Source organism: Trichocoleus sp. DQ-A1, from assembly GCF_039961955.1.
Taxonomy (GTDB): Bacteria; Cyanobacteriota; Cyanobacteriia; order Cyanobacteriales; family FACHB-T130; genus FACHB-T130.
On the sequence record NZ_JAMPKE010000001.1, the window covers coordinates 193,450 to 215,701 of the forward strand.

Sequence of the window (22,252 nt, forward strand, 5' to 3'; positions counted from 1 at the left end):
AGCCGTCGCAAGCAGTTTCATTTCGTACCCTCTTTACTGCGATCGCAACTCGATCGTCACTTTGAAAGAACCAAGCACATTCAATGCCTCGATGTCACCGTCAATTTTTCCGAGGATAATGAGTCCGTTTGAGTATCCAAAATCGTTGTAATACATCGCCAAATTCCCCCAGGGAGCGTAATAAGCAATATCTCCAACCGTAGGATCGCTGCCCGGAGGTGCATCCTCTGTTGATAATCGTCTTGGCAAATCACTAACTTTTTCGGTGTTCGCGTGGTCTTCCAGCGTCAGCGTTAATGGCAGCAGGGAAATAAAATCCTGAGTGGTTTTGCTATCAATCAACGTGGCTGTCACGACTTCGTTTCCGACCCTGATGTTGATCTTCATCCTGTTTGCCTGCTCGATTGATAGTTCAGTTGGTATCTCTGACGGGGCATTTCTGGTCATACTGTTGTCGGCACGGCAGGCTGAGGAACACAGGGACATTGCTAAAGCGAGAACCAAAACCAGCATTCGCTTCTGACCGTTTTTTCCTCTAGTGGGAAGCCACCTCGAAAGCATCAAAATCGTCCTCCATATTGCTCGTCGCTGACCTGTTCCATCCAGTCCACAGGGCTGCCGTTGAGCGCCTCGTGAATGGCAGTATGAGTCATGGCTGTAGTGGCTGTAGCTCCGTGCCAGTGTTTCACACCGGGTGGAATCCAGACGACATCACCAGGTCTAATTTCCTGAATTTGACCGTCCCACTGCTGAACCCAGCCAACTCCAGCCGTCACAATGAGCGTCTGCCCCAAGGGATAGGTGTGCCATGCAGTTCGGGCACCTCGCTCAAAGGTGACACTTGCGCCAGATGTGTGTGATGGATCGTGTACTGGAAACAGGGGATTGATGCGGACAGAACCCGTGAAATAGTCGGCTGACCCTTCAGTGGAAGGCTGCGAACCATTCCGTGTGATTTCTACAGTCTGTGGGCGATCGCCAGATGAAACTTGTGTATGACCTGCCTGTGCAAACCCCAAAGCCAATAAGGAAAATGCCATAACAGGCATCGTGAGCCGTTTCATTTCTGTTCCTCCATGTTTGTGCTTAGCCGTGCAAAGCTTTCCCACAGCGACCAATGCCTACCGTGGATTTAAGGATGCTTCTCGTGCAATCGCCAGAAGCGATTGACCAATCAAACCTGAGTTTTCTTTTGAATAAAAATCCAGACGCTTACAAGCAGCCGGAATCACATTTCATTGCTTTAACCTCATTCTAGGAATCCTGAAAGGCAAGCAATAGGACGATCGTCTAGGATCGTTGTACAATCCTGCAAACCTACAGCCATTTCTATTCAAGCCACGCTAGATTCTTTACAGGCTTAGCTGCCAACCCCTTTCTAGACCTTGATGTGTCTATAAATCGATTTGAACGGACATCAGAAATGAACGCTGCAAGAACGAGTGAAAAGTCCGATAGAGCGTTGATGAATAACCCTCAGGCAAAGCGTGAAGCAGACCGAGCGCAAGCCAACCGAGAGGAACTAAGGGAGCGAATTGCCCAAGCGATTCGTCAAGATGGAGCGATCGAGCTGCTGAAAGGATTGCACTTCTATCGCACCTCGTCTCCTTCGGAATGCTTTCATAGTGTCTCTATTCCTGCCTTTTGTGCGATCGCTCAGGGCAGTAAAGAAGTCCTTCTAGGCAGCGATCGCTATCAGTACGATCCGATGCACTATCTGCTGGGGACAGTCGAACTGCCGATTGCCAGCCAAATTCTAGAAGCAACTCAGGAAAAACCGTACCTAGGCCTTCGTCTCGATCTCGACCCTACCCTCGTTGGCTCAGCTATGGTTGAGGCAGGCTATCCCTCAGCGCAACGGGGTGCTAGTGTAAAAGCGATCGACGTGAGTCCGTTGGATGCAGACCTGTTGGATGCTGTGGTGCGGCTTGTCAGGCTTCTCGATTCTCCTGCGGAAGCCCATATGCTTGCACCCCTGATTAAACGGGAAATTATCTACCGACTCCTAATGGGAACGCACGGAAATCGGCTGCGTCAGATTGCCGTTCTAGGTGGCTACACCCACCACATCGCCAGAGCCGTCGATCGACTTCGCAAAGACTTTAACCAGCCGCTTCGGATTGAAAGCATCGCACGAGAGCTTGGCATGAGTGTCTCAGGCTTCCACCATCACTTCAAGTCAGTCACTGCTATGAGTCCTTTACAGTTTCAGAAGCAACTACGGCTTCAAGAGGCTCGCCGTCTGATGCTGGGGCAAAACCTTGACGCTAACAGTGCTGCCTACCATGTGGGTTATGATGACGCCTCGCACTTCAACCGGGAATACAAGCGGCTCTTTGGTGCACCACCGATGCGTGATGTGGAGCGGCTGCGAGAAGCTGCCAGGGAGACTGCTGGTTCAATATGACTCTTCAAGACTCCTAATCTTGCCAGAAGTCGCTAAAAGTTTCTACCGGATAGATGTTCTAATTCGTTATAGGGCATTTTAACTCCCTCTTGCCGTCCTTCTTCCTAAAGTTTTCCCGATTCTCCTTTACCTTGATCGCTAACTGGCACATTGCTTTCCTATTCATGCAGGAGGTCTAAGGATGACACTCTACAGACAATGTTACGGTACGCGCCCACCGAGAAACGAAGCAGGCTAACTATCATTTCATTAGACTCATACAATCTATCTAACTCCTCTAATTCGGGCAATCATCGCTCTTTCGTTGCTCGCGTTAGAGTAAAATTTAAAACTCTTGCATCAAAGGAATTTGACCAATTTAGTATTAGCGTCGGGCTGACCAGTTGCGTCTATCTACTTTGGCACCGCCTAATATATCCACGCTTCCAATAATGGTGTTGTCAGAAATGCGCCCATTAAACTGCATGGTTACTAGCTTCCCTTGCTTCGGCTGTGTAACTTTAAAGCTAAGTTGGTCGCCGGTTAATTTCGCCTCAGTAATTGGTATTTCGTCATTGCTCATTCTCACCGTTCCCGTAACTTCTTGGAACTGTTGACGTAATTGCAGCGTGTAGGGGTTTTTGCTGCCAACGGATTGCATATTCCATTGCCAGGTTCCTGTTACCTGTGCGGGAATCACCCAATAGAAAACTCTATGAATGCGAGAACCGACCCGCAACACTTCAGTCCGATCGGGTTTCCATTCCTTCATGTCGAACTGGTGAGATACAACGGGCGTTCCGGGTTTGAGTTCGCGCAGCAGTTTCGGTCGCAGTTGGAGGTTAACTTTAGGCAACAGGTAAAGCGTCACCACGGTAGCCTCGCTGAGGTCAGTTTGGAACAAATCTTGCTCGACAAACTTCACGCGATCGCTCACACTGGCTAATCTAGCTTTTTCGTTACTTTCCTCAATTAGTCGGGGGTTAATCTCGAAACCGACACCCTTCGCGCCAAATTCCTTCGCGGCTGCGATAACCAGCCTGCCATCGCCAGAACCTAAATCGTAGACGACATCATCTTGAGTGACGTCAGCCATCTTTAGCATTGCTGTCACCACCTCGTTAGGTGTTGGCACATAAGGCACATCAGTCTGCGATCGCACCCCCTCCGGCAAGGGTGGAGGTTGAGCTTGGGAGACGGGTAGCGATCGCCCTTCCTGCCAGATGAAGAGGCTGCTAACACCCGCACACAACACCAAAAAGCCAAGGATTCGCTTCAAACGCATAGCAACTGATGACCTTTGTGAATGTGACGCTTCTCCTTATCTTGCCAGAAGCGATCGCTTGTGAAAACTAGATGACAAGAGAGAGCGATCGCTTCCCATCACTCGTCTTTTACAAATCTTACAAACCGCTATAAATTACTTTTGGCTACAAGTTGCCAGTCTCGACGCGAGAGAAGACATTTCCACAATTAAAAATGAAGAACCCACGTCCCCATTAAGATAGAAATTAAGTGATCGCATCCAAAGAAGATGTCCTGCTGGTACATCCAAGCTGGAGGTAAGTGAAATAGATCACCAGTACGTTTTTACTACAGGTTTGGAGAAGGTTCAATAATGGTATTAGTTAAAGGCTTTTATGATGACATCCACTTCACTGAAAGTAATATTAGTGGATTTAATATTGTGGGCAACGACCTAATGATCGATATACATTCTGGTCTAGAAATTTATCCTCCTCATCCCTTTGCAAATAGCCATACAATGTCAGCTCCCTGTTGCTTAATATTTAAAAATGTAGTGTCATCCCAAAGAACTTTCTCTATTTATGCAGGAGATCCCAAAAAAGATGGATTCAAAGAAACTAAGAAAGTTTTTGATAAGGTAAGTGAGCCTGAACCTAATAAAGCTTATGAAGAATATGGTGTGGAAGGAGTATTGCTAGAACCAAAAGCATGGATTAGCTGGAAGATTATTGCTGAGGAATTTTCTGTTGATAATTTAAAGGAATAGCATAAATTCTGCTGAAAGTTTTAATTTTTACTTACCCCTAAGTTACTAGCAACAGCATAGGAAAACTATAGTGTTTTAGCGAACCAAAGCTTCTAAAATGAATCTGGATGTTGCTTACTTAGAGGCTTTGGTATCACCTATCTTGCTAAAGATAGGTGATACCAAAGCCACCTTCGCCTAATTCTTTCTCGATGGCGTACTTACCATCATGTAGTTTTTGTCCTGCTACCCAAGGCATTTCCTATAATTCCGAGACGCTTGGGTTCATTTTGGCACAGTATCAAGAAAGCGATCGCTCACTTAAACTTTATTGAATGTTACGAGATCGCTTATTCTTGCACTACTTCCAACAAATCTTCAATTAACACATCAAAAGTTCGCGCTAACTTTCGTAAAGCCGCTAAGTCAGCCATCACCATTCCCGGCGACACTGCATAAGTTTTGATGGTGCTGTATGAGACTCCGGAACGTTCGGAAACCTCCTTCAGCGTCCAGCCTTCCTTGGCGGCAAACTCCCTAATCCGCAACTTTATTAACTCTGTTCTTGACATAGAGTTTAAATTTCGACTAAAATATTTTATCCAGTAAAAAGCGATCGCCCTTTGGCGTCGGAAACTGAAGAGCGATCGCTAATTCCACAAAAACTCCATGATATTGGAGTTAATTATTATGATATCAAGCTCACAGCCTGAAGCAAGGGTTGTTCATCAATTGGCTCGGTTTGTGACGAAAGAAGCGATCGCGCTTTTGCTTAACCTCAACCCCGAACAGATATATCGGATCGATTGCTGGCAATATGTCATCCACGTTGTTGGCAAAGGCGTGAGTACGTTTGTCAGCTATGCGGATCTGCCACCCGTTTTAGGCGCAAAGACACCCACTGCCAAAGATTTCCTCAGATGGCGCAAGCGTTGGAGAAAGCATCAATATAAAGCCCCCGGCTTTTGGGTAAATTTTTACGAGCAGAAACTAAACACAGCCCCTTCCTTGGCAGAAATGTACAGATGGGGGGAATTGCTGAGCGTCATTAAATCTGTGCTGTCAGAGGCTCAATTGCGGAGGTTGCGGAGTCTCTACGCCCAGAAAAAACAAGCAATGGAAAATTTTCAAATTCAACTTGTTTAAGAATTAATTTCCAGAAATCTTGCGAACCAGCTGCTTCAAAACAAAGCGATCGCTCTTGAGTTGATTCGCCTTACAAATCGGGACGCGCCAGCAGCGACTCGCCAACCGTTACAAAACAACCCCAAACACCCCCCGAACCCCCGACTCGCCATCCCGGAAGATGTCCGGGGAGAGCATCGGAAGTGAAATTGAGGTCATTCCACCACAACCAAGTTTCGTTGACGCGCCAACCCACGCGATCGCCAAACGTGACAAAATCTTTCCCACACTCGTTGTAAATCCGCTTCTGGACGCTCAAGCCAAAGCGTCCGTTGCTGTAGTTTACCCAGAGAGTGTCGATGGTGCGTAAATCTTGCCCTGGAAACGATTCAATGTGTTCGTAATCCAGCCATTCTTCGTCCCGACGGGCTACCTTCAGCATAATCGCCGCCGTTTCCATATCGGCTTCTCTCCACTTCCCTGCTGCTAATAAATCCCGCAATTGACGGTAATTTTCCCCCACCTCCGGACTCAGCCTATTGTGGGAAGCGTCTGAAGAGACAAACATTGTCGTAGGAAGCGTGGTGTCAGACGTAGTAATGACTGGTTCAACGTTTCGGATGGGTAACGTCGCCGCATCTTGATTCAGACTGCTGAAATTGAATAAATCCAACCAAGCTTGCACGGAAGCAGGACGATTCTCTGGTTCAAACTCCATTCCCAGGAGAATTGCCAGCTCAACGCGATCGCTAATACTAGAATTAATTTGTCTCGGTGCCTCTAAGGGAACTTTCGCCGCTCTGGCAAAAGCCGGAGTCGGGCGCTTTCCCGTGAGTAAATAATACAGAGTTGCAGCGAGGGCGTAGACATCCGTATACTCGCCTCGCCTCGCTTCCTCAGCATATTGCTCAATCGGTGCAAAACCGTGGGTTAAAGCTTGAGTATGAGCTTGGGTAGTATCCCGGATAAACTCCCGTGCAATCCCAAAATCAATCAAAACTGCCTCTAATTTCCCAGAACGCAGCATGATGTTGTGCGGCTTTACATCCCGATGCAGCAACCCTTTATCGTGAACGACGGTAAGCGCTTCACCAATCTGCTGAATGTAGCGCAGTGCTTCTATTTCCGACAGCAGTCCCCACCTGTTCACCCACTTCCATAAATCTTCCCCTTCCACATATTCCATCGCCATACAGGGAAGCGAGCCTTCCTGAAAAGCATTGTCAATCTGCACGATATGCGGATGACGACATAAGGCTAAGCGTAGCGCCTCATCTCGGAAATCCCGCTGAAATTTATCCCGGAAAGAAGCGAGTTCTGGGTTGTTGAGGACATCGTCCTTCAGCGTCTTGATGACAACTTGATTGCCTTTTCTGTCTTTAGCAAGATAGGTAATCCCAACACCACCCTGACCCAGGGGTCTTTCGATGATATAGCGATCGCCGTATAACCTCTGCCCAGCTGCCCAAGCCATAGCTTACGAAAGACTCCAAGACGAACCGTGTTAATTTTTGCACAGTTTAACGCAGCAACAGCAAAACCCCCTGTAACAAACCCACGACAAACCCTAAGATGCCTCCTAAATTAACAATTGCTTGCAATTCACTTTTTACGATGCCTTGAATTGCCATTTCTAATTCCGCCGCCGATGTTCCCTTGACTCGGTCAATAATCACCTGATCGATCGACAAAATCGGAATTACTTGAGCGACAATTTTTTCCAGATCCTCCTCCAAATAGCGCTCTAAAATTAAAGCCAATTCTTTGCTAACCACTTCTAAGGAAGCGTTGACAGCAGGCGATGTTCGCAGCCGACCCAGGATTAACTTAGCAATATTTTCCCAGTCCACAGAGTCACTCAATCCCTGCAACAAATCAGCGCCCCGCTCTTGAATATAACTGCGGACGCTGTCGCGCATCGTTTTCCGCAACTGGCGCACCGTCGAAACCGGCAAATTTTGTAAAGAGAGATTTTGCAGCCATTCCTGCAAACGTTCTCGAATTCCCAAAGAGAGAATCAACTCTGTTATCCGCTGATTTGTTTCCTCTTTTTCATCCAGGCAAAACGTCCGCAGGCGCGTCAGAGTGTTGCGAAGACCAAACAAATTCGCCACTACCCAGTAAGTGCCACTCGTCTTTGCCCGAAAGCCTTCATCAATGACTTGAATATTGCGGTCAGTCAGGAAATCTATCAAAGCTTGCCGCACAATATCTGGTGGTAGCACCACTTGCAATATCCAGTCAGAAAGCTTCTTTGCCTGATCGTCACTGAGCTGAAATTCCAACAAAACCTTATCAAAAATTTGGTTGAGTTGGACTTCCAGAAAATCCTCGCGGCGGGCTAAAACTTTCAGCAGCCGGGGAAACGATTCCCCCAGGAGATCCCGCAGAATTCCCGCCATAATTTTAGCGGTTTTCTGTTCGGCATCGGGTTTGACCTGCTCTAGTGCCAATCGGAGTAACCAAAGAATTGCTCCTTGCACCCGTTCTGTATGCAGCAGTCGTCGCGCCAGCTTTTGCAATTCTTCTGGCGTCAGCAACGACCCCATAATCGTGTCAGAAACCCGGTTGGCTAGGCGTTCCTGATTTCGGGGAATCAATCCAGGCGTGAAAGGGACGCGCCGCCCACCGATGTAAAGAGTCCGATAGGGGCGGAATAACATTTTAATGGCGATATCGTTGGTGAAATAGCCAATAATTGCACCAACGATCGGAGGACTGACGTAAAGCCAGAGGTTAGACCAATTCAAGGCGGCGATCCAATTAGGCAGGGGTTACGTTTTCAGGGAAGTTATGAATGTTGAATTTTAAGTGTTGAGTTAGGCCCAATTTATAACTCATAACTCAACACTCATGACTCAAAACTCATCTGCTGCCCCCTACTACCATCTTAGGCTTTGGTTACTACCAATACGCCCATAACCCCACCCGCAATCTGATAGTGGGTAGCGGCGGTAAATCCCGCTTTCCTAGCTAAATCCACTTGTTCGCTGCCTGTGGGAAATTTATCTAAGCTAGGGCTAATGTAGGCATATTCTTCCGTCAATCCCATTTCTTTGGCGGTTGGGACGACGATGGTATCGAGATACCACTGCTGAAAGCTTCGCATGAAACGATTGCTGGGACGATGGAAGTCTAGGATAGCGGCTTTGGCACCCGGCTTGAGGACGCGGTGCAATTCCTCAAGACAGCGGGGAATATTGGTGACGTTGCGAAGTCCGTAACCCATTGTGGCGCAGTCGAAATAGTTGTCGGGGAAGGGGAGATTGAGGGCATCTCCTTCTATCCAGGTGATAGGGCACTCCTTTTGGGTGTCCCTATTTTCGCACCGCTCTCTGGCGATCGCTAATTGCGCCGGTGAAAAATCTACCCCAAATACTTGACCCTTCTCTCCCACCTGTCGCGCCAGTAGCTGGGCGATGTCACCACTCCCACAGCAGACATCTAAGCAAATATCTCCCCGACTTGCATAACTCCACTTCACCGTCATCAGCTTCCATACGCGGTGCTGTCCCAGACTTAAGCGATCGTTAAGCTCGTCGTAAACGGGTGCAATGCGGTCAAAGATGGCTTGAATATGCTCAGAGGTCATGATGTTTCAGTTGCTAACAGGTAAGGGCTAATGGCTAATTAGGAAATTACCATTAGCCCTTAACGATTACTGATGAGTGCGGGTCGTGGTTAGAACCAGAGCAATCTGCTGGGCGGATAAGTGAATGAATTTCAACTCATCTTCGCGTAGTTTACAGGGTCGTTTCCACTGGAGGGATAGCAACGCTAGCACGTCGCTCCGATAGATGATCGGGATCGCTAGATGCGCCTGGAGACCGGAAGCTTGGTATTGTTCGATACTTGCTGGAAGAGTCGTTCCCGGAGTATTTACCCAAACCTGAAGTTTTCGAGAGGCGATCGCATCCTGTACCAGAGGGTCTTTTTCCAGCCAGTTTTCCGTGTCGCCTACAGCACTATAAGTTCCTGCCGCTCCCAGCTGATTGCCTTCTACCTGCTGTAAAATACAGCCATCTGCTGCGAAATTTTTGCCAAAGGCACTGGCGATGGGTTCTAGCGTTGCCTCTACATTAGGAGACTCCTGAGCCACTTGTACAATCGTTGCCAGCAGTGCCGTTTGTGCTTGAGCGCGATGCAGTTCCTCCGTGCGTTGCTTTAGCAATTCATAGGTATCTGCTGCCCGCTGGACTACCGCCTTTAATTCGTTGGGGTCCCAAGGCTTGGTAATGTACTTGTAGACTTGTCCAGAATTAATCGCTTCTACCAAATCTTCCACATCGGTAAAACCCGTGAGGATGATTCGTACCGTATCCGGGAACTTGGGCACGGTTCTGCTCAAAAATTCCGTTCCCTTCATTTCTGGCATCCGCTGATCGGAGATAATCACGGCTACTTCCCCTTCTGTCGCCAGCACTTCCAGGGCGTGAATACCGCTTTCGGCTCTCAGCACATTGAAATCTCGTCGAAAAGTGCGGTAGAGCAAGTCTAAATTATCTGGCTCATCGTCTACCACCAACATTTTGGGCTTCTTGGGGCGTTCTAGGCTCATTAACTGACGGCTGATACTATCAAGCTCTGGAATAGCATTGTCCATAACGATACAACAAACTCTTGGTCAACTTGTTAAGGCAAATTCAGATACACAAAACATCTATCTTAAGACCGATTGTTTAGTAGCGCTTTCGGGACAAATGACATAACTAGGAATTCCTGGTTTGCGTCAAACAGACCGGACATCAAACTAAACTTGCCATGTAAATTTATTCGTGACCCGAACGCGATACATTTAAAAACGTTCCTGGTCGCTTGATAGCGATGAAAAGCTTTTTGAGGTCATTATGACTGAAACACCTTCCGCAGACACTCCCGATCGTAGCCTTCAACCAGAGTCAGCGAACGTGAATGTTGAAGATTTGCTGTTCTCGCTCCGACGTAAAGAAGGAACCTGGGTTGACTGGGGACACGCCTGTGCCAAATTGCAAAAAGCTGGTTACAGTACCCAAGCGATTTTTGAGGCAACTGGCTTTGAGCCAATACATCAGAATCAAGTAATTGTAGGTTCACAAGTCTATACGTCGTTGGTGAACGGTGGGGCAGTAGAAGAAGTGCGATCGCACTATTCTCGCACTGGCAGTGATATTTTATACGAATTGCGAATTCTGACTGAGCCGGAACGGGTCGCCGCGGCAGACTTTATCCGATCCAGAAACCTCGACGCCGATGTTGCCCGTGAAGTCGCCAAAGATGTGAAAGAATTGTCCCGGATGCGGACTCTACCGCAGGGGTTTACCGACCATCCTGGAGACGCGGTTGCTTATCAGTATTGGAGACGGGCAAAACAATTAAGTAATTTGCAAGAGCGATCGCGTTTTATTGCACGCGGCTTAATGTTTGCCCACAGCCAAACTGCCCGAAATCAAATCGAACAGCTGCTAACCGAAGGAGTCGCTGGGGCTACCCCTCGTCGCGCCCCTACTTTACCCCTGTACCGACTGGACGAGGACGAACAACTACCTCGGACGATACCCGTCGCCGGTGCCTTGCCCTTGACACCCGCAGACTTGCAATTGGTTCCCCCAGTAGAACAGATTGAGCCGTTCCGGTTAGTGCAAACTTCTTGGAGTGGATCTTGGGTGTCTCTACCCGGTTGGCAAGTCGTCTTGAACGCACAAGACCCGGTCGTCATTCTCTGCAACAGCAGCCAGTTGCCCAGCCAACATACCAACAAACCGGAAGGAATTCTAGTTCTCATCGATCGATCTCGACAAGAATGGAATGACAGCAGCTATTTTATCGTTGACCAGTCAGGAGAGCTGCAACTTCACTGGTTCCCCGATGCTCCTACTGTCCCCATCTTGGGACAAATCCTCCTAGTGTTGCGTCCGAAGAAAATTGTCGATGAAGACATGACTAAGGATTTATGGCAGATTGAAGAATAGTTGCCAATGGCTAATCAGAGTTTTGAGTTTTGAGTTACAGGAGAATTCTTTAATTCCAGGACTCAGGCAAAAACTCTCTCAAACTCTTATTCTTGTCTAAAGCGAAGATATAGCAGTCCTATTTGAGTTGTAAATTTTTTTAGGAACAGCGTTGGCGTTAGCCTCGCGTTCGCGTTAGCGCTTAGGAAGAGTAAGAAGAGAGAGCCAAGACTTCATAATCATTTAGGATTGCGATCGCGCTTCGCAACACTTACGCGGTTCATTTTGCCGTTCCTAGTACGTAAGTCCTAAACTCAAAACTCAAAAGCTAACGACACCGATATAGCTGATAAGGAACCCCGATTCGGTAGTGCTGAGTAGAGTCAATCGTACAACTCGTTGACTCGGCAAGTGCCAACGATTGGGGATAATCAACCCGCTTGAGTCCAGGGGCAACTACCCACAAGTTCAGGGGCGATTTCAAAGGAGTTTGGATGGCAGAGAGATTTTGCCAAAGGGCATCATAACTAGGTTTCGCGTTTAAGAAAGCAAAGTAGGCTTTTTCGCCCTCCGGCTCAAAATCACCGACGCGAGGTGCCCGGATTTTATCGACAGCAAGGGCAAAGCTTAACCCCAAAGCGACATCCTGGGAATCGTTGTATCCCACCACAACCATTAGAGGAACGGTCGGTTCTAAGTTCATGTGGTGGGAGACTTGCAGGGGGTTAAAGGGCTTTAGGAATGCTAGGTTAAAAACGACAAAGACGCTGCTGAGAAGGCAAACTAGCAGTACAACTGAGGACTGAGGACTCAGGAGTAAGTATGGATCTTGGCTTTGGTGCTGAGTTCGTGCATTTCCATCAAAATTTTCTTGGGCATCTTCAGTCGGCAATTCTTTTGCCACAGTCCCGATGGTGAGGATAGCTCCCAAAAGGGCGCACAAAGCTGGGTAAGAGACAAAGTGATAGCGAGGGGCAATGGTGATGTCTTTGTCCAGCAGGTAGACAATGGCTAAGAATTGCAGCAGCACGCAAAAAGTGAAACTACCCAAGGCGAAAATTGCTGAGGAATAGAGGGTTTTAAAACGACTTGGATTGACCTGCGTGCGCCCTCCAGAGGCGGTTAATTGCCTCTTTCCCTTAAAAAAATTATAAATTTGCCTTCCCAGCCAACAGCCAAATAGAAGCATCAGCAGCCCCGATGGAATTGCAATCCATAAAGGCTGACTTTCTACGGGTAGGGCGATCGCCATCAGCAGCCAACCGACCAAAGTTTGGTATAAGGGCGCAACATTATGGGGAGACGGAAGCCAACTGGTTTCCGAACGTCCAGAATGTCCCAGTAGTACCGGCAACCAAGGCAGAAAGCTGAGTACAATCCCCAAAATTGTCAGACTCAGCCCAACCCAGGTGTGAATTTTAAGCGATCGCCGCCGCCAGTAAAATATCGTCAGGAGCGTCACCAGCTGCGCCACGAAAGCTAAGACAAAAAAGTAGTGGACGTAGAAGGCAATACTGTTGACAACGCCCCAGCCAAGCCAAACGCGCCATCCCGTCTGCCGATTTTTTTCCAGATCTTGCTGAATTTGAATGAATCCTACCAGTGCCAAGGTAATCAACAGCACCGGAAGGGTGTAGTGCCGTGCTTCTTGGGAGAGGTAGACGCCAAAAGGGGAAACCGCCATGATTGCGGCGGTCATCAAACCGACAGTGGGGAAGAAGGCGATGCGTCCCAGCCAGTAAATTGCCGCGATCGCGCCGACTCCGAAAATTGCAGGGAGCGATCGCAAGTCAGTGCTGAGAAGTAGGGGGACGGTAGCGCCGTGTCCGTACTCATGGCTGAGGATTTTTAGCCAGCCGTGCATCAGGCAAAAAAATAGGGGAGGATGGGTAGACTGAGTTGCAAGTGTATGAGCAATTTCAGCACAGCTAACGTCTGGCTTCAGGGTAAAAATTTGCTTTAAGGTTGATAGGGGAAAAACTACGTTGAGCGGGACATCATTGTAAGTCCGTCCCAAACTAAATAACCCTGTAATCACCTCATCTAGCCACAGCGGTTTCAGGTCAAGATGCCAAAACCGCAAAGCAGCGCCCAAGACAATTACCCCAGCTAGCGCTAAATAATGTAGAAAGAACTTTAGGCGATTCATGTTTTTCTGTTGTTAGCTGCTAATTAGTAAAAAGTTTTAAGTGTTAAATTTTGAACTAAAAAATTCTCTTGGAACTCAAACCTCAAACGCGATAAACCGCGACTCTACAACTCAAACCTCAAAACTTAAACCTTAGACGCGACAAACCGCGACTCCACAACTCAAAACTCAAAACTCTCACAAGCCATTAGCCATGAATGACGATAATCTTATTCACCCAGATGGTACAGCAGCCCAAATGGTGCCGGATTTGGCTCAGGTGTCGCTAGCAGCAGTGCGCGAACAGGCAATGCAGCGACTCCGCAATGGGTTGCGAGCGGGGCAGCAAAGCATGGCTGACTGGCGAGGTGGCCCTTTAGCGGTTTCTGCCGTACCCGGTGCGGGTAAATCGACTGGGATGGCAGTGGCGGCGGCTTTAGCGATCGCTCGTTACCAATTGCATACTCGACGCTATTTAGTCGTTGTCACCTTTACTCGCTCGGCTGCGGCAAATATTAAAGCCAAGATTCGGCAGTGCCTGCGGGAGGATTTGCGACTACCGCAAACTGGCTTTGTTGTTCATACGTTGCACGGTTTGGCACTGAATATTGCCACCCGTCATCCAGAGCTATCGGGTTTGAATTTGGAAACGGTAACTTTGGTTTCTCCAAACCAAAGCCACCGCTTGATTCGAGACTGCGTAGAGCGATGGATTTCCCACAATCCTCAGCGCTACTCCACGCTGCTGGAGGGATTGCAATTTGATGGGGAAGAAACCGAGCGGTTGCGCCGTCAGGCAGTTTTACGCACCGAAGTGTTGCCCAGTCTTGCTAACACAGTCATTCACGAAGCAAAAAGCTCTGGATTGTTGCCGGAAAATTTGTGGGAACTGGCAAGACAGACGCCGGATGATTATGGAATTTTGAGCGTCGCTGCTGGGTTGTACGAACAATATCAAGCTTTATTGCGATCGCGCGACTTGATCGACTACGACGAAATGATTCTCGGTGCCCTGCGGGTGCTGCAAAACGAAAGCGCCCGCCAACTTTGGCAAAACCAAGTCTTTGCCGTCTTTGAAGATGAAGCCCAAGACTCTAGCCCCCTCCAAAGCCGACTTTTAGAAATTCTCGCCGCTCAACCCGCAAGCCATTCCCCAGCCCTCAACTTGGTGCGCGTGGGAGACCCCAACCAGGCAATTAACTCCACCTTCACCCCTGCCGATCCGATATACTTCCGTCGCTTCTGCGAAGCCTGCCAAGCCCAGGAACGCTTGGCAACGATGGATCGGGCGGGTCGGAGTAGTCAGACCATTGTTGACGCCGCGAACTTCGTCCTGGAGTGGGTGAATCACACCTATGGAGGCAAACCCGACCGTAGAGGAACAACTTCGTCAAAATCCTCCCAAAACCCAACTGAACTGCCCTTTCGTCCCCAAACCATTCATCCCGTTGCCGCAGGAGATCCCCAATCTGACGCCAACCCCGAACCAACGGGTCGAGGATTGGAAATCTACACCCCCCGCGACATTTACCATACCGTCCAGCTGATCGGAGAACGGACGATCGAATTATTTGAGAAAAATCCCAAAGGTCGGGCAGCAGTTTTGGTGCGGGAAAATCGGCAAGCCCGATTTGTGGCTGAAAGGCTGAGTTATCTGCAAAGCCAGCACAAGATTGAGGTGTACGATGTTTCCCAGAGCGATCGCCACTCTAACGTCCCCACCGAAATCCTCGCCCTCTTACAATTTCTCGATCGCCCCCACTCCCCCGACTATATAAAAGCCGCACTAGAGGTACTCGTACAGCGCCAGCTGATTCCCACCCAAGACCTCAACGCCCTCGCCACTTTTCCAGAGCAATTTCTCTATCCCGGCCCGCTCGATCCTCCCCAAACGCCACCCGTGCATCAGGCGGCGCGGTACTGTCGCAGTTTGCTTCGCGCCCGCTTGGAACTGCCCCACTACCAATTGCCTACCTTTCTCGCTCTCACCTTAAAATACGACCCGTCCGAACTCGCCACAGCGGATAAATTAGCCGAACGCATCGCCCAACAAACCTACGGCAACAGTTCCATGAGTTCCACTCTGGAAGTCTTAAGCGAAATTGTGAATTCCGAACGCTTTGAACCCGTAGAAACTGAAGACACAGACGCCCGCTATGTCCGCGCCGGTCAACTCACCATCATTACGATGCACAAAGCCAAGGGACTGGACTGGGATTATGTCTTTATGCCGTTTCTGCACGAAGATAGTATTCCCGGCAGTCCTTGGGTGCCTACTGCTGCCCAATTCCTGGGCGATTTTACCCTAGCAGAGGTCGCTAGGGCGCAGATTCGCGCCAGTCTCCACGGTCAATATCCCTTACCCCCAGCACCCGCAGCCTGGGAACAAGCGGGACAGCTCAAAAACGCAGAGGAATTCCGCCTCCTCTACGTGGCGATGACACGAGCGAAGCGCCTACTCTGGATGGCAGCTGCTCAAAAGGGACCTTTCCGCTGGAACACCTTCAACTGGAATAATCAAGACAATTTACAGGAGAAAAAACCGTGTCCGGTGATACCCGCGTTAAAGAGTCGCTTTCCTAAATCGGTGGTTGCTCTGTCTAGGATGCCGAGTTAGTTTACTTTTTTTGTTTGCGCTTAAGTCGTGAAGTTGCACCGAAAGCACCCAATGCCAGTAAACCCAATACAGAAGCTGGTTCGGGAACCGAAGCGGTTCGATCGGTGGTTAGATAACTAAGGTTGTCAAATCCCCATGAACCTAATTCGTTAGTGAAATCTACAACTGCCCGTTTTACAGGGGTGCCGCTGTAAGTAAAAGTAGTGCCGGAAACACTAATTCTGAGTGGGGAAGGAAAGTCGTCTACGAATGTTTTATCCAGAATCACCTCTGTGATGCCAAGAGAAGTGAAGTCTTCGTCAAAAAGTTGGACGGTTAATTTGGGTAGAGGCTGAAAGCGAAAATCCCCTAGCTTCGCCACGTCGAACATAATATTAGAAGTAGACATGGCAAAGTCAAGTGTTAAAATTCCTGGCGCACCAATCTCTAAGACGGGGGGTGATAAATCAAGGAAATAAAATGCTTCTTCAACGCCGAACAAACCTCCGAGATTCAATTTTCTTTCAACATTGTAGGTGGCAGCAGTTGAGTTTTCTCCATTTACTTTAAAGTCAAATGTAACGCCCTTAAAACTCAAATCATCCGCTGGTTGAGTCGGCAGCTCATCAAAAGTTAATGTAGTCAATGTAGCAGCCTGCACGCTTTTAGGTGCCATCAGTGCAGATAAGGAAAAGCAGACTGTGCTGAAGACTAAGGCTGAAAGTGTTTTTCTGAAGGTAGCCATACAAGCCATTTCTCAAAAATTGTAGAAGTTGCAAGTGGGAATGGGTAAAAGTGGAATGCGATCGCTATCTATGATTAGTCGTCGATCTGCTGTTTCTGTTGACGCTGCATCACTGAACCAGCACCCAAAGCACCCAATGCGAGTAAACCCAAACCTGAAGCGGGTTCTGGAACATCCTTTGGCGGTTCGCTAGACACTCCCGGATCGGCGCGGAAAATGCCGATAGTGCCATCCGCAAGACTGGCAAGAAATGCCACCTGACCAGCATTATTTAATCCTTCCCGCGAAAAACTAAGGGACGTTACGGTGGAACCAAATAGAGTATCACCAGTACTAATTACCTTATCTTTTAGGGGATCGGCTCCAGTGAAGATCCCTGTCCCGCCTGCATCCAGTTCAGCAAAGAAGGCAATAGTTCCCACATCATTAATTGAGGGAACGCCAAGAAAGCCGTTCAAGGAGCCGCTCGTGTCTGCAATTAAGGTTGTTGTTTTGCTATTGCTAGCGAACAAAGCTGCATTTTTTCCTCCCACAAATGGCTCTGGCGGAGTATACCAATCATTGCTTGGATCAATAGCCGGGGGAGCATAAAATGCAACGGTTCCTACATTATTGAGGGCAGGGGAACCAAAGGCAAAATCCTCAGGATAATTATTTCCAATGCTGGCAACGATAGTCCTTGTAGTGCCGTTACTCGTAACAATTACCGTGCTAGGATTCCCACTTTCAATTCTATAGGCTACAGTTCTTTCATCATTGATGAAGGGAGAATTGACGCTGCCATAAAAGATAGTATCGATAACTTTTCCTTCGCTGGTGAGAATACGTTCGCCCCGGTAAAGTCTCTCTATGAAAGCTACAACTCCGGCATTATTAATCGAGGGCGAATAAAAATCACTAAAGTAGTCCTTCGCGACAATAACGTCATCATCAATCCAGGGTGACTCAATACCATTCGAGTCGGATTGAGGGAAAGCAAGGGCGACAGGAGTGGGCGTTGTTGTTCCGTTCCCCTTGAAAATACCTGTGGCTACCTGAGCTAGGACAGCGCTGAAGGCGACGGTTCCTCCATCATTAATGGAGAGAGGAGTACGAAAGCTACTAAAGAAATTATTGGTGTTGGCAATCGTGGTAATTGTGGAGCCATTGGCCGTGAAAATACCTATTCTCCCTGTATCTAGTCCAGCCAAAAAGGCGGCGGTTCCAGCATTATTTAAGGCGGGAGATGACAGAAAGGAACTGAAGCGATCGCTTGTATCCGCAATTTTCGTAAAGGTAAAGCTGGCAGCTTGCGCCTCTCCCGCTGCCAAAAAGCTGAGGCATAAGCCCATCAATGCTGTGGGAATGCTCAAGTGTAATTTCATAGCTATTTCTCTTTTGAAATGGAGTGACTAGCGACAAGAGGAGTTACTTGTTTTGCAATTACCAAAAATTTGCCAGAATGTGCAGACTGTAGTAAAACAGTTTATTCTGGCAAATATTGCTAATTGGAAGCTAGTTTAGGCCTGTGGCGAGGACGATAATTTTCTTTTGCGGATTAGCATAGAAGCGCCGATGACACCTAGCGCGATCGCTGCCGTTGGTTCTGGTACGGACTCGACAACATTCACGGGTTTATGGGAAACAAATCCATATCCGTTAACGCCTGGAGCCGTAAAAACCGTAAATCCTTGACATTCTTTAACTAAACACTGGGAAACAGGTTCTCTTGGCCCCTGATCAGCCGTTGCTACACTTAGCTGAAAGTCCAAATTTGTCTCCTTAACATTTAGCCTCAAAACCTCTCTGAAAGCAAAGACTTGATTTACTGGAATTAAAGATGTTAAGGATGAGTCTGATGGCTTGCCACTAAAGATATTATTGCCATTCACGCTCAAGGAGAAAAAATCAAAAGGATTTTTGACATCTAGATAATTTCCTATGCGTACATCGCTGACTAATAAGTCTAGAATTTCATCGGCGACGGTGTAGGTGCCTTCGACTGAGTCTCCGTCAAGATTCCCTTGAAAGTTAAATGTTATGGCGTTCGCAGGAGCCAAATTAACTGTTCCCAAAGCCAAAAATGCTGCACTAACAGCTATTGACAATTTCTTCCACATTGTTGAAGTAGACATAAAACGAGCCTCAGTAAAGTTGAATGTTGATAAACTCGGTGCTTTTAACTGCCTATGCAATCGTCATGAATCTGCCAAATTCTTAGGGATTGCCAGCTGTAGCAAAGCAGTTAATTCTGGCAAATATTGCTAATTGAAATCTAGTTTAGGCGTGTAGCGAGGACGATAATTTTCTTTTGCGGATTAGCATAGAAGCGCCGATGATACCTAGCGCGATCGCTGCCGTTGGTTCTGGTACGGATTCGACATCATTCACAGGTTTATGCGGAACAAAGCCACCTCCGATAACGCCTGGTGGAGAGTTGATTCCACCTCCAAGGGCAAAACCCAGAAATCCTTGACATTCTTTAACTAAACACTGGTCAACCGGTTCTATCAGTCCTTCATCAGCGGTTGCGACATCTAGCTTAAAGGCGAAAAATAGGCCCCGATCATCTATAACGTCTAGTCTCAAAACCTCCCTGAAAGCAAAGACTCCATTTACCGGAATTAAAGATGTTAAAGATGAGTATGATGGCTTGCCACTAAAGATGTTATTGCCATTCACGGTAAAGGAAAAAAAATCCAAAGGATTCTCTACCTGTAGGAAAGGAGCTTGTATCCGTACATCGCTAACTAAGGTTTTGAGGATATCATCGGCGACGGTATAGCTGCCTTCAACTGAGCCTGCGTCTTCAGCATCCCCTTGAAATTTAAATGTTATGGCGTTCGCAGGAGCCGAATGAAATGTTCCTACAATCAATGTTGCACCGGCAACAGCCATTGATAACTTATTCCAAGTAGTTGAAATAGACATGAAATAACCCTCCCTCCGTAAAGCTTAATTTTGATATTGGAAATGATCCAAAGTGCGATCGCCACAATTGTCTTACCAAGGGCAACTGTGTATCTTTGGCGCTCAACAGAAGCGATAAATATTTGCGGAAATTACTTAGGCTGGTAATCTGGCAATCGCCAGGTTTTTTAGAGTGTTTTCGCTTGTCATGAAAGTTTCACATATTTTTTAGGAAAAATGCTAGTAGTTATACTGAATCTTTATCAAAACAATAAACTTTGAAGAGCCAAGAAAACGAAAAAACCCCTAAAGACCTCATGATTCGGTCGGTCTGGCTTTAAGTAGTTCTACTGAGAATTTATGAAGTTTTGGTTTAGATAAAACAAGCCAGACTTAAGGAAGATGCATAATCAATACTTTATTTAAACTCCCTTCATTTATGAGATTCATCTACCACCACAGAAATAGTAGAAAAAACTGGAAGTTCTATATCTAGAATAGATTGAAATTTTGAATCTATCTTTTGATAGATAAAGAGTGCTTTGAAGCGAATAACAGTCAAAATTACCCACACTCTCACACCAAAGACTGATTAAAGTCATTCTTGAAATTGACACGATCGATTTGTACAGGTTGCTTCAGCTCAATCGGGAGCGCAAGTATAGCGATAAACCATTTGGCACGCTAGGCGATCGCAGAGAGTAAAAAAATGATTAATTCAATGATGATTATTGGGGGCGTGACCTTATTCGTTGCGCTAGGAAGTCTCTTGTTTAGACCGCGCGATACTCAATGGGTCAAAAACTTGACCCGACCTAGTTGGCTTGTCTTTGAGCCTCTGATTCCGTTTATCTGGACGATTGTTTTTGCAGGCGGAGCTTTATCAGCAACCATAATTTGGGAACAAGATCCAGGTAGCCTCAAAACTTGGTTGTTGATGGCACTTTACCTACTCTTGGAAATTGTCACAGTCGCTTACATTCCTACCACGCTCAGACTCCGCAGCCTTACAGTCGGTACGCTATTAGGGGGATCGGGCGTTATTTTAGGGGTTCTTTTAGCATTGTTTGTATTACCGATTTCTGGATTATCGGCTCTTTTATTACTCCCCTATGTGCTTTGGAGTCCAGTTGGAACCTATACGACTTGGGAGATGATTCAACTGAATCCTGAGTCTATATAGTTAGGAAAGGCTTCTCAGCCGGTTTGAAATCTATTTGTAAAGACCCGAAACTTTGCCTCTCGACAGTCAGCGAAGACAGACTTCGTTTGATAAAAGCTCTCGCAATTTCTGCCCTCCTTCTTCTGAAGGGGGGCAGAAGTTGCGATTATAAACATCGCTAGGTACTTTCTCTCAACAAACCATGATGAATTTTCAACAAGTATTCGGTACAGAACCAGAAGTCGAAGCCAGCGCACCAGGACGAGTAAATCTACTAGGCGAACACACGGACTATAACGATGGATTTGTCCTCCCAACAGCTATCCCCCAAAAAACGACGGTACAATTGGGATTTAGCAAAGATGAACAGCACCACTTTTACTCTGCGGAACTTGACGAAAAAGTAGACGTTTTAGAAAGCACTCATACGCCGTCTAGTTTCGCAAGTTATGTATTTGGGTGTATCCGACTTTTAGAGCAGGAAGGTAAGACTATCCCGCCGGTTAATGTGTACGTTACATCCTCCGTTCCCATCGGTTCGGGTTTGTCTAGCAGTGCGGCGCTGGAAGTGGCGACTCTCAGAGGATTGAGATCGCTACTTTCACTCACTCTCGATGATGTGCAAATCGCCCAACTCGCACAGCAGGCGGAAATTCACTATGCTGGCGTGCAATGCGGAATTATGGATCAGATGGCGTCGAGCCTTGCTGACACCGATTCGATGCTGTTTCTGGACACGCGCACGCTGGAACGTCAAGTTCTTCCTTTCCCAAAGGGAGCAGAAATTGTGGTAATCGATAGCGGCGTGCCTCGTACCCTGGCGGCAAGTGGCTACAACCAGCGACGCGCTGATTGTGAGGAAGCAGCGCGGTTGTTGGGAGTGAAGGCGCTCAGAGATATCACCGATCCGCAAGCTGTAGAGTCTTTACCCGAACCGCTGCGGCGTCGCGCTCTTCATGTGGTTACAGAGGATAATCGGGTGCTGGAGGCGATACAGGGAGTCTCTGCGGAGCGCTTTGGCGAGTTGATGAATGCTTCTCATGCCAGTTTGCGGGACGATTACGAAGTTTCCGTACCGGCGTTGGATACGCTGGTGAGGATGTTGCAAGAAACCCGTGGTGTATTCGGCGCACGCTTGACAGGTGCTGGGTTTGGAGGTGCTTGCGTTGCTTTGGTGGAGGTTGGGAAGGCAGAAGCGATCGCCCAAAATGTACTTCAACGCTACAACGGATCGGGTTACACCGGACGGATTCTGGTTCAGTAAGGCGAAGCTAGCGGTATACACTTTATACACTCAGGGG

At 47.7% G+C, this 22,252-nt stretch carries 20 protein-coding genes; 7 read left to right on the forward strand and 13 right to left on the reverse strand.

The features are described 5' to 3' along the window. Window positions 1-33: 33 nt before the first annotated feature. Window positions 34-561, reverse strand: coding sequence for a cyclophilin-like fold protein (locus NDI33_RS00855; RefSeq protein WP_199302576.1), 528 nt, complete (start codon window positions 559-561; stop codon window positions 34-36). After that, window positions 561-1,064 (reverse strand): cupin domain-containing protein, encoded by a 504-nt coding sequence (locus tag NDI33_RS00860; protein ID WP_190678246.1) that lies wholly within the window; start codon window positions 1,062-1,064, stop codon window positions 561-563. Before NDI33_RS00860 ends, NDI33_RS00855 begins: the two co-directional genes overlap by 1 nt. A 359-nt stretch (window positions 1,065-1,423) precedes the next feature. On the opposite strand from NDI33_RS00860, the gene NDI33_RS00865 reads away from it, so the two are divergent. Beyond that, entirely contained in the window at window positions 1,424-2,407 is a 984-nt protein-coding gene (locus NDI33_RS00865; protein ID WP_190678249.1) for an AraC family transcriptional regulator, read from the forward strand. Window positions 2,408-2,771: 364 nt separating this feature from the next. Here the strand turns inward: NDI33_RS00865 and NDI33_RS00870 are convergent, their stop codons facing one another. Further along, the gene (locus NDI33_RS00870) at window positions 2,772-3,671 is read right to left on the reverse strand and encodes a class I SAM-dependent methyltransferase (protein ID WP_190678252.1); all 900 of its coding nucleotides are present in this window, start codon (window positions 3,669-3,671) and stop codon (window positions 2,772-2,774) included. Between the two features lie 333 nt (window positions 3,672-4,004). Between NDI33_RS00870 and NDI33_RS00875 the strand changes: the two genes are divergently transcribed. Next, window positions 4,005-4,400 (forward strand): hypothetical protein, encoded by a 396-nt coding sequence (locus NDI33_RS00875; protein ID WP_190678255.1) that lies wholly within the window; start codon window positions 4,005-4,007, stop codon window positions 4,398-4,400. A 329-nt stretch (window positions 4,401-4,729) separates the two neighbouring features. On the opposite strand, the gene NDI33_RS00880 is transcribed toward NDI33_RS00875, so the two are convergent. Beyond that, complete coding sequence (locus tag NDI33_RS00880) at window positions 4,730-4,951, reverse strand: helix-turn-helix transcriptional regulator (RefSeq protein ID WP_190413812.1); 222 nt, start codon at window positions 4,949-4,951, stop codon at window positions 4,730-4,732. Between the two features lie 118 nt (window positions 4,952-5,069). Between NDI33_RS00880 and NDI33_RS00885 the strand changes: the two genes are divergently transcribed. After that, entirely contained in the window at window positions 5,070-5,525 is a 456-nt protein-coding gene (locus NDI33_RS00885) for a hypothetical protein (RefSeq protein WP_190678258.1), read from the forward strand. Between the two features lie 70 nt (window positions 5,526-5,595). Here NDI33_RS00885 and NDI33_RS00890 read toward each other — a convergent pair whose 3' ends face one another. From NDI33_RS00890 to NDI33_RS00905, 4 genes are all read right to left on the reverse strand, one after another. Continuing rightward, window positions 5,596-6,978, reverse strand: coding sequence for a serine/threonine-protein kinase (locus tag NDI33_RS00890; RefSeq protein ID WP_190678260.1), 1,383 nt, complete (start codon window positions 6,976-6,978; stop codon window positions 5,596-5,598). A 46-nt stretch (window positions 6,979-7,024) separates the two neighbouring features. Continuing rightward, window positions 7,025-8,254, reverse strand: a complete 1,230-nt coding sequence (locus tag NDI33_RS00895; protein ID WP_190532681.1) for a DUF445 family protein — start codon at window positions 8,252-8,254, stop codon at window positions 7,025-7,027. A gap of 140 nt (window positions 8,255-8,394) precedes the next feature. Then, the gene (ubiE, locus tag NDI33_RS00900) at window positions 8,395-9,096 is read right to left on the reverse strand and encodes a bifunctional demethylmenaquinone methyltransferase/2-methoxy-6-polyprenyl-1,4-benzoquinol methylase UbiE (RefSeq protein WP_190678263.1); all 702 of its coding nucleotides are present in this window, start codon (window positions 9,094-9,096) and stop codon (window positions 8,395-8,397) included. Between the two features lie 66 nt (window positions 9,097-9,162). Then, window positions 9,163-10,107 carry a response regulator gene (locus tag NDI33_RS00905; protein WP_190678265.1) on the reverse strand — a complete coding sequence of 315 codons (945 nt, stop codon included), beginning with the start codon at window positions 10,105-10,107 and terminating at the stop codon, window positions 9,163-9,165. Between the two features lie 244 nt (window positions 10,108-10,351). Here NDI33_RS00905 and NDI33_RS00910 point away from each other — a divergent pair, with 244 nt between their 5' ends. Continuing rightward, window positions 10,352-11,452 carry a RuBisCO accumulation factor 1 gene (locus NDI33_RS00910; protein WP_190678268.1) on the forward strand — a complete coding sequence of 367 codons (1,101 nt, stop codon included), beginning with the start codon at window positions 10,352-10,354 and terminating at the stop codon, window positions 11,450-11,452. A 307-nt stretch (window positions 11,453-11,759) separates the two neighbouring features. Here the strand turns inward: NDI33_RS00910 and NDI33_RS00915 are convergent, their stop codons facing one another. Beyond that, window positions 11,760-13,580 (reverse strand): glycosyltransferase family 39 protein, encoded by a 1,821-nt coding sequence (locus tag NDI33_RS00915; protein ID WP_190678271.1) that lies wholly within the window; start codon window positions 13,578-13,580, stop codon window positions 11,760-11,762. Window positions 13,581-13,818: 238 nt separating this feature from the next. On the opposite strand from NDI33_RS00915, the gene NDI33_RS00920 reads away from it, so the two are divergent. Further along, window positions 13,819-16,176 (forward strand): ATP-dependent helicase, encoded by a 2,358-nt coding sequence (locus NDI33_RS00920; RefSeq protein WP_190678574.1) that lies wholly within the window; start codon window positions 13,819-13,821, stop codon window positions 16,174-16,176. A gap of 1 nt (window position 16,177) precedes the next feature. Here the strand turns inward: NDI33_RS00920 and NDI33_RS00925 are convergent, their stop codons facing one another. From NDI33_RS00925 to NDI33_RS00940, 4 genes are all read right to left on the reverse strand, one after another. Then, window positions 16,178-16,900, reverse strand: a complete 723-nt coding sequence (locus NDI33_RS00925; RefSeq protein WP_199302577.1) for a PEP-CTERM sorting domain-containing protein — start codon at window positions 16,898-16,900, stop codon at window positions 16,178-16,180. A gap of 74 nt (window positions 16,901-16,974) precedes the next feature. Further along, complete coding sequence (locus NDI33_RS00930; RefSeq protein ID WP_199302578.1) at window positions 16,975-18,264, reverse strand: choice-of-anchor tandem repeat NxxGxxAF-containing protein; 1,290 nt, start codon at window positions 18,262-18,264, stop codon at window positions 16,975-16,977. A gap of 135 nt (window positions 18,265-18,399) precedes the next feature. Continuing rightward, a complete protein-coding gene (locus NDI33_RS00935) occupies window positions 18,400-19,014 on the reverse strand; it encodes a PEP-CTERM sorting domain-containing protein (protein WP_190678274.1) in 615 nt (204 codons plus the stop codon). A 145-nt stretch (window positions 19,015-19,159) separates the two neighbouring features. Further along, window positions 19,160-19,810 carry a PEP-CTERM sorting domain-containing protein gene (locus NDI33_RS00940; RefSeq protein WP_190436301.1) on the reverse strand — a complete coding sequence of 217 codons (651 nt, stop codon included), beginning with the start codon at window positions 19,808-19,810 and terminating at the stop codon, window positions 19,160-19,162. A gap of 688 nt (window positions 19,811-20,498) precedes the next feature. Here NDI33_RS00940 and NDI33_RS00945 point away from each other — a divergent pair. Beyond that, on the forward strand, window positions 20,499-20,972 hold the full coding sequence (locus NDI33_RS00945; RefSeq protein WP_190413802.1) for a tryptophan-rich sensory protein: 474 nt from the start codon (window positions 20,499-20,501) through the stop codon (window positions 20,970-20,972). A 184-nt stretch (window positions 20,973-21,156) separates the two neighbouring features. Beyond that, the gene (galK, locus tag NDI33_RS00950; RefSeq protein WP_190678579.1) at window positions 21,157-22,215 is read left to right on the forward strand and encodes a galactokinase; all 1,059 of its coding nucleotides are present in this window, start codon (window positions 21,157-21,159) and stop codon (window positions 22,213-22,215) included. The last annotated feature ends 37 nt before the right edge of the window (window positions 22,216-22,252 follow it).

What these genes read in the sequence shown, in the direction of transcription:
- NDI33_RS00855 (WP_199302576.1), bottom strand. Translation starts at nt 561, where the DNA reads ATGCTTTCGAGGTGGCTTCCCACTAGAGGAAAAAACGGTCAGAAGCGA.
- NDI33_RS00860 (WP_190678246.1), bottom strand. Translation starts at nt 1,064, where the DNA reads ATGAAACGGCTCACGATGCCTGTTATGGCATTTTCCTTATTGGCTTTG.
- NDI33_RS00865 (WP_190678249.1), top strand. Translation starts at nt 1,424, where the DNA reads ATGAACGCTGCAAGAACGAGTGAAAAGTCCGATAGAGCGTTGATGAAT.
- NDI33_RS00870 (WP_190678252.1), bottom strand. Translation starts at nt 3,671, where the DNA reads ATGCGTTTGAAGCGAATCCTTGGCTTTTTGGTGTTGTGTGCGGGTGTT.
- NDI33_RS00875 (WP_190678255.1), top strand. Translation starts at nt 4,005, where the DNA reads ATGGTATTAGTTAAAGGCTTTTATGATGACATCCACTTCACTGAAAGT.
- NDI33_RS00880 (WP_190413812.1), bottom strand. Translation starts at nt 4,951, where the DNA reads ATGTCAAGAACAGAGTTAATAAAGTTGCGGATTAGGGAGTTTGCCGCC.
- NDI33_RS00885 (WP_190678258.1), top strand. Translation starts at nt 5,070, where the DNA reads ATGATATCAAGCTCACAGCCTGAAGCAAGGGTTGTTCATCAATTGGCT.
- NDI33_RS00890 (WP_190678260.1), bottom strand. Translation starts at nt 6,978, where the DNA reads ATGGCTTGGGCAGCTGGGCAGAGGTTATACGGCGATCGCTATATCATC.
- ubiE (WP_190678263.1), bottom strand. Translation starts at nt 9,096, where the DNA reads ATGACCTCTGAGCATATTCAAGCCATCTTTGACCGCATTGCACCCGTT.
- NDI33_RS00905 (WP_190678265.1), bottom strand. Translation starts at nt 10,107, where the DNA reads ATGGACAATGCTATTCCAGAGCTTGATAGTATCAGCCGTCAGTTAATG.
- NDI33_RS00910 (WP_190678268.1), top strand. Translation starts at nt 10,352, where the DNA reads ATGACTGAAACACCTTCCGCAGACACTCCCGATCGTAGCCTTCAACCA.
- NDI33_RS00915 (WP_190678271.1), bottom strand. Translation starts at nt 13,580, where the DNA reads ATGAATCGCCTAAAGTTCTTTCTACATTATTTAGCGCTAGCTGGGGTA.
- NDI33_RS00920 (WP_190678574.1), top strand. Translation starts at nt 13,819, where the DNA reads ATGGTGCCGGATTTGGCTCAGGTGTCGCTAGCAGCAGTGCGCGAACAG.
- NDI33_RS00925 (WP_199302577.1), bottom strand. Translation starts at nt 16,900, where the DNA reads ATGGCTACCTTCAGAAAAACACTTTCAGCCTTAGTCTTCAGCACAGTC.
- NDI33_RS00930 (WP_199302578.1), bottom strand. Translation starts at nt 18,264, where the DNA reads ATGAAATTACACTTGAGCATTCCCACAGCATTGATGGGCTTATGCCTC.
- NDI33_RS00935 (WP_190678274.1), bottom strand. Translation starts at nt 19,014, where the DNA reads ATGTCTACTTCAACAATGTGGAAGAAATTGTCAATAGCTGTTAGTGCA.
- NDI33_RS00940 (WP_190436301.1), bottom strand. Translation starts at nt 19,810, where the DNA reads ATGTCTATTTCAACTACTTGGAATAAGTTATCAATGGCTGTTGCCGGT.
- NDI33_RS00945 (WP_190413802.1), top strand. Translation starts at nt 20,499, where the DNA reads ATGATTAATTCAATGATGATTATTGGGGGCGTGACCTTATTCGTTGCG.
- galK (WP_190678579.1), top strand. Translation starts at nt 21,157, where the DNA reads ATGAATTTTCAACAAGTATTCGGTACAGAACCAGAAGTCGAAGCCAGC.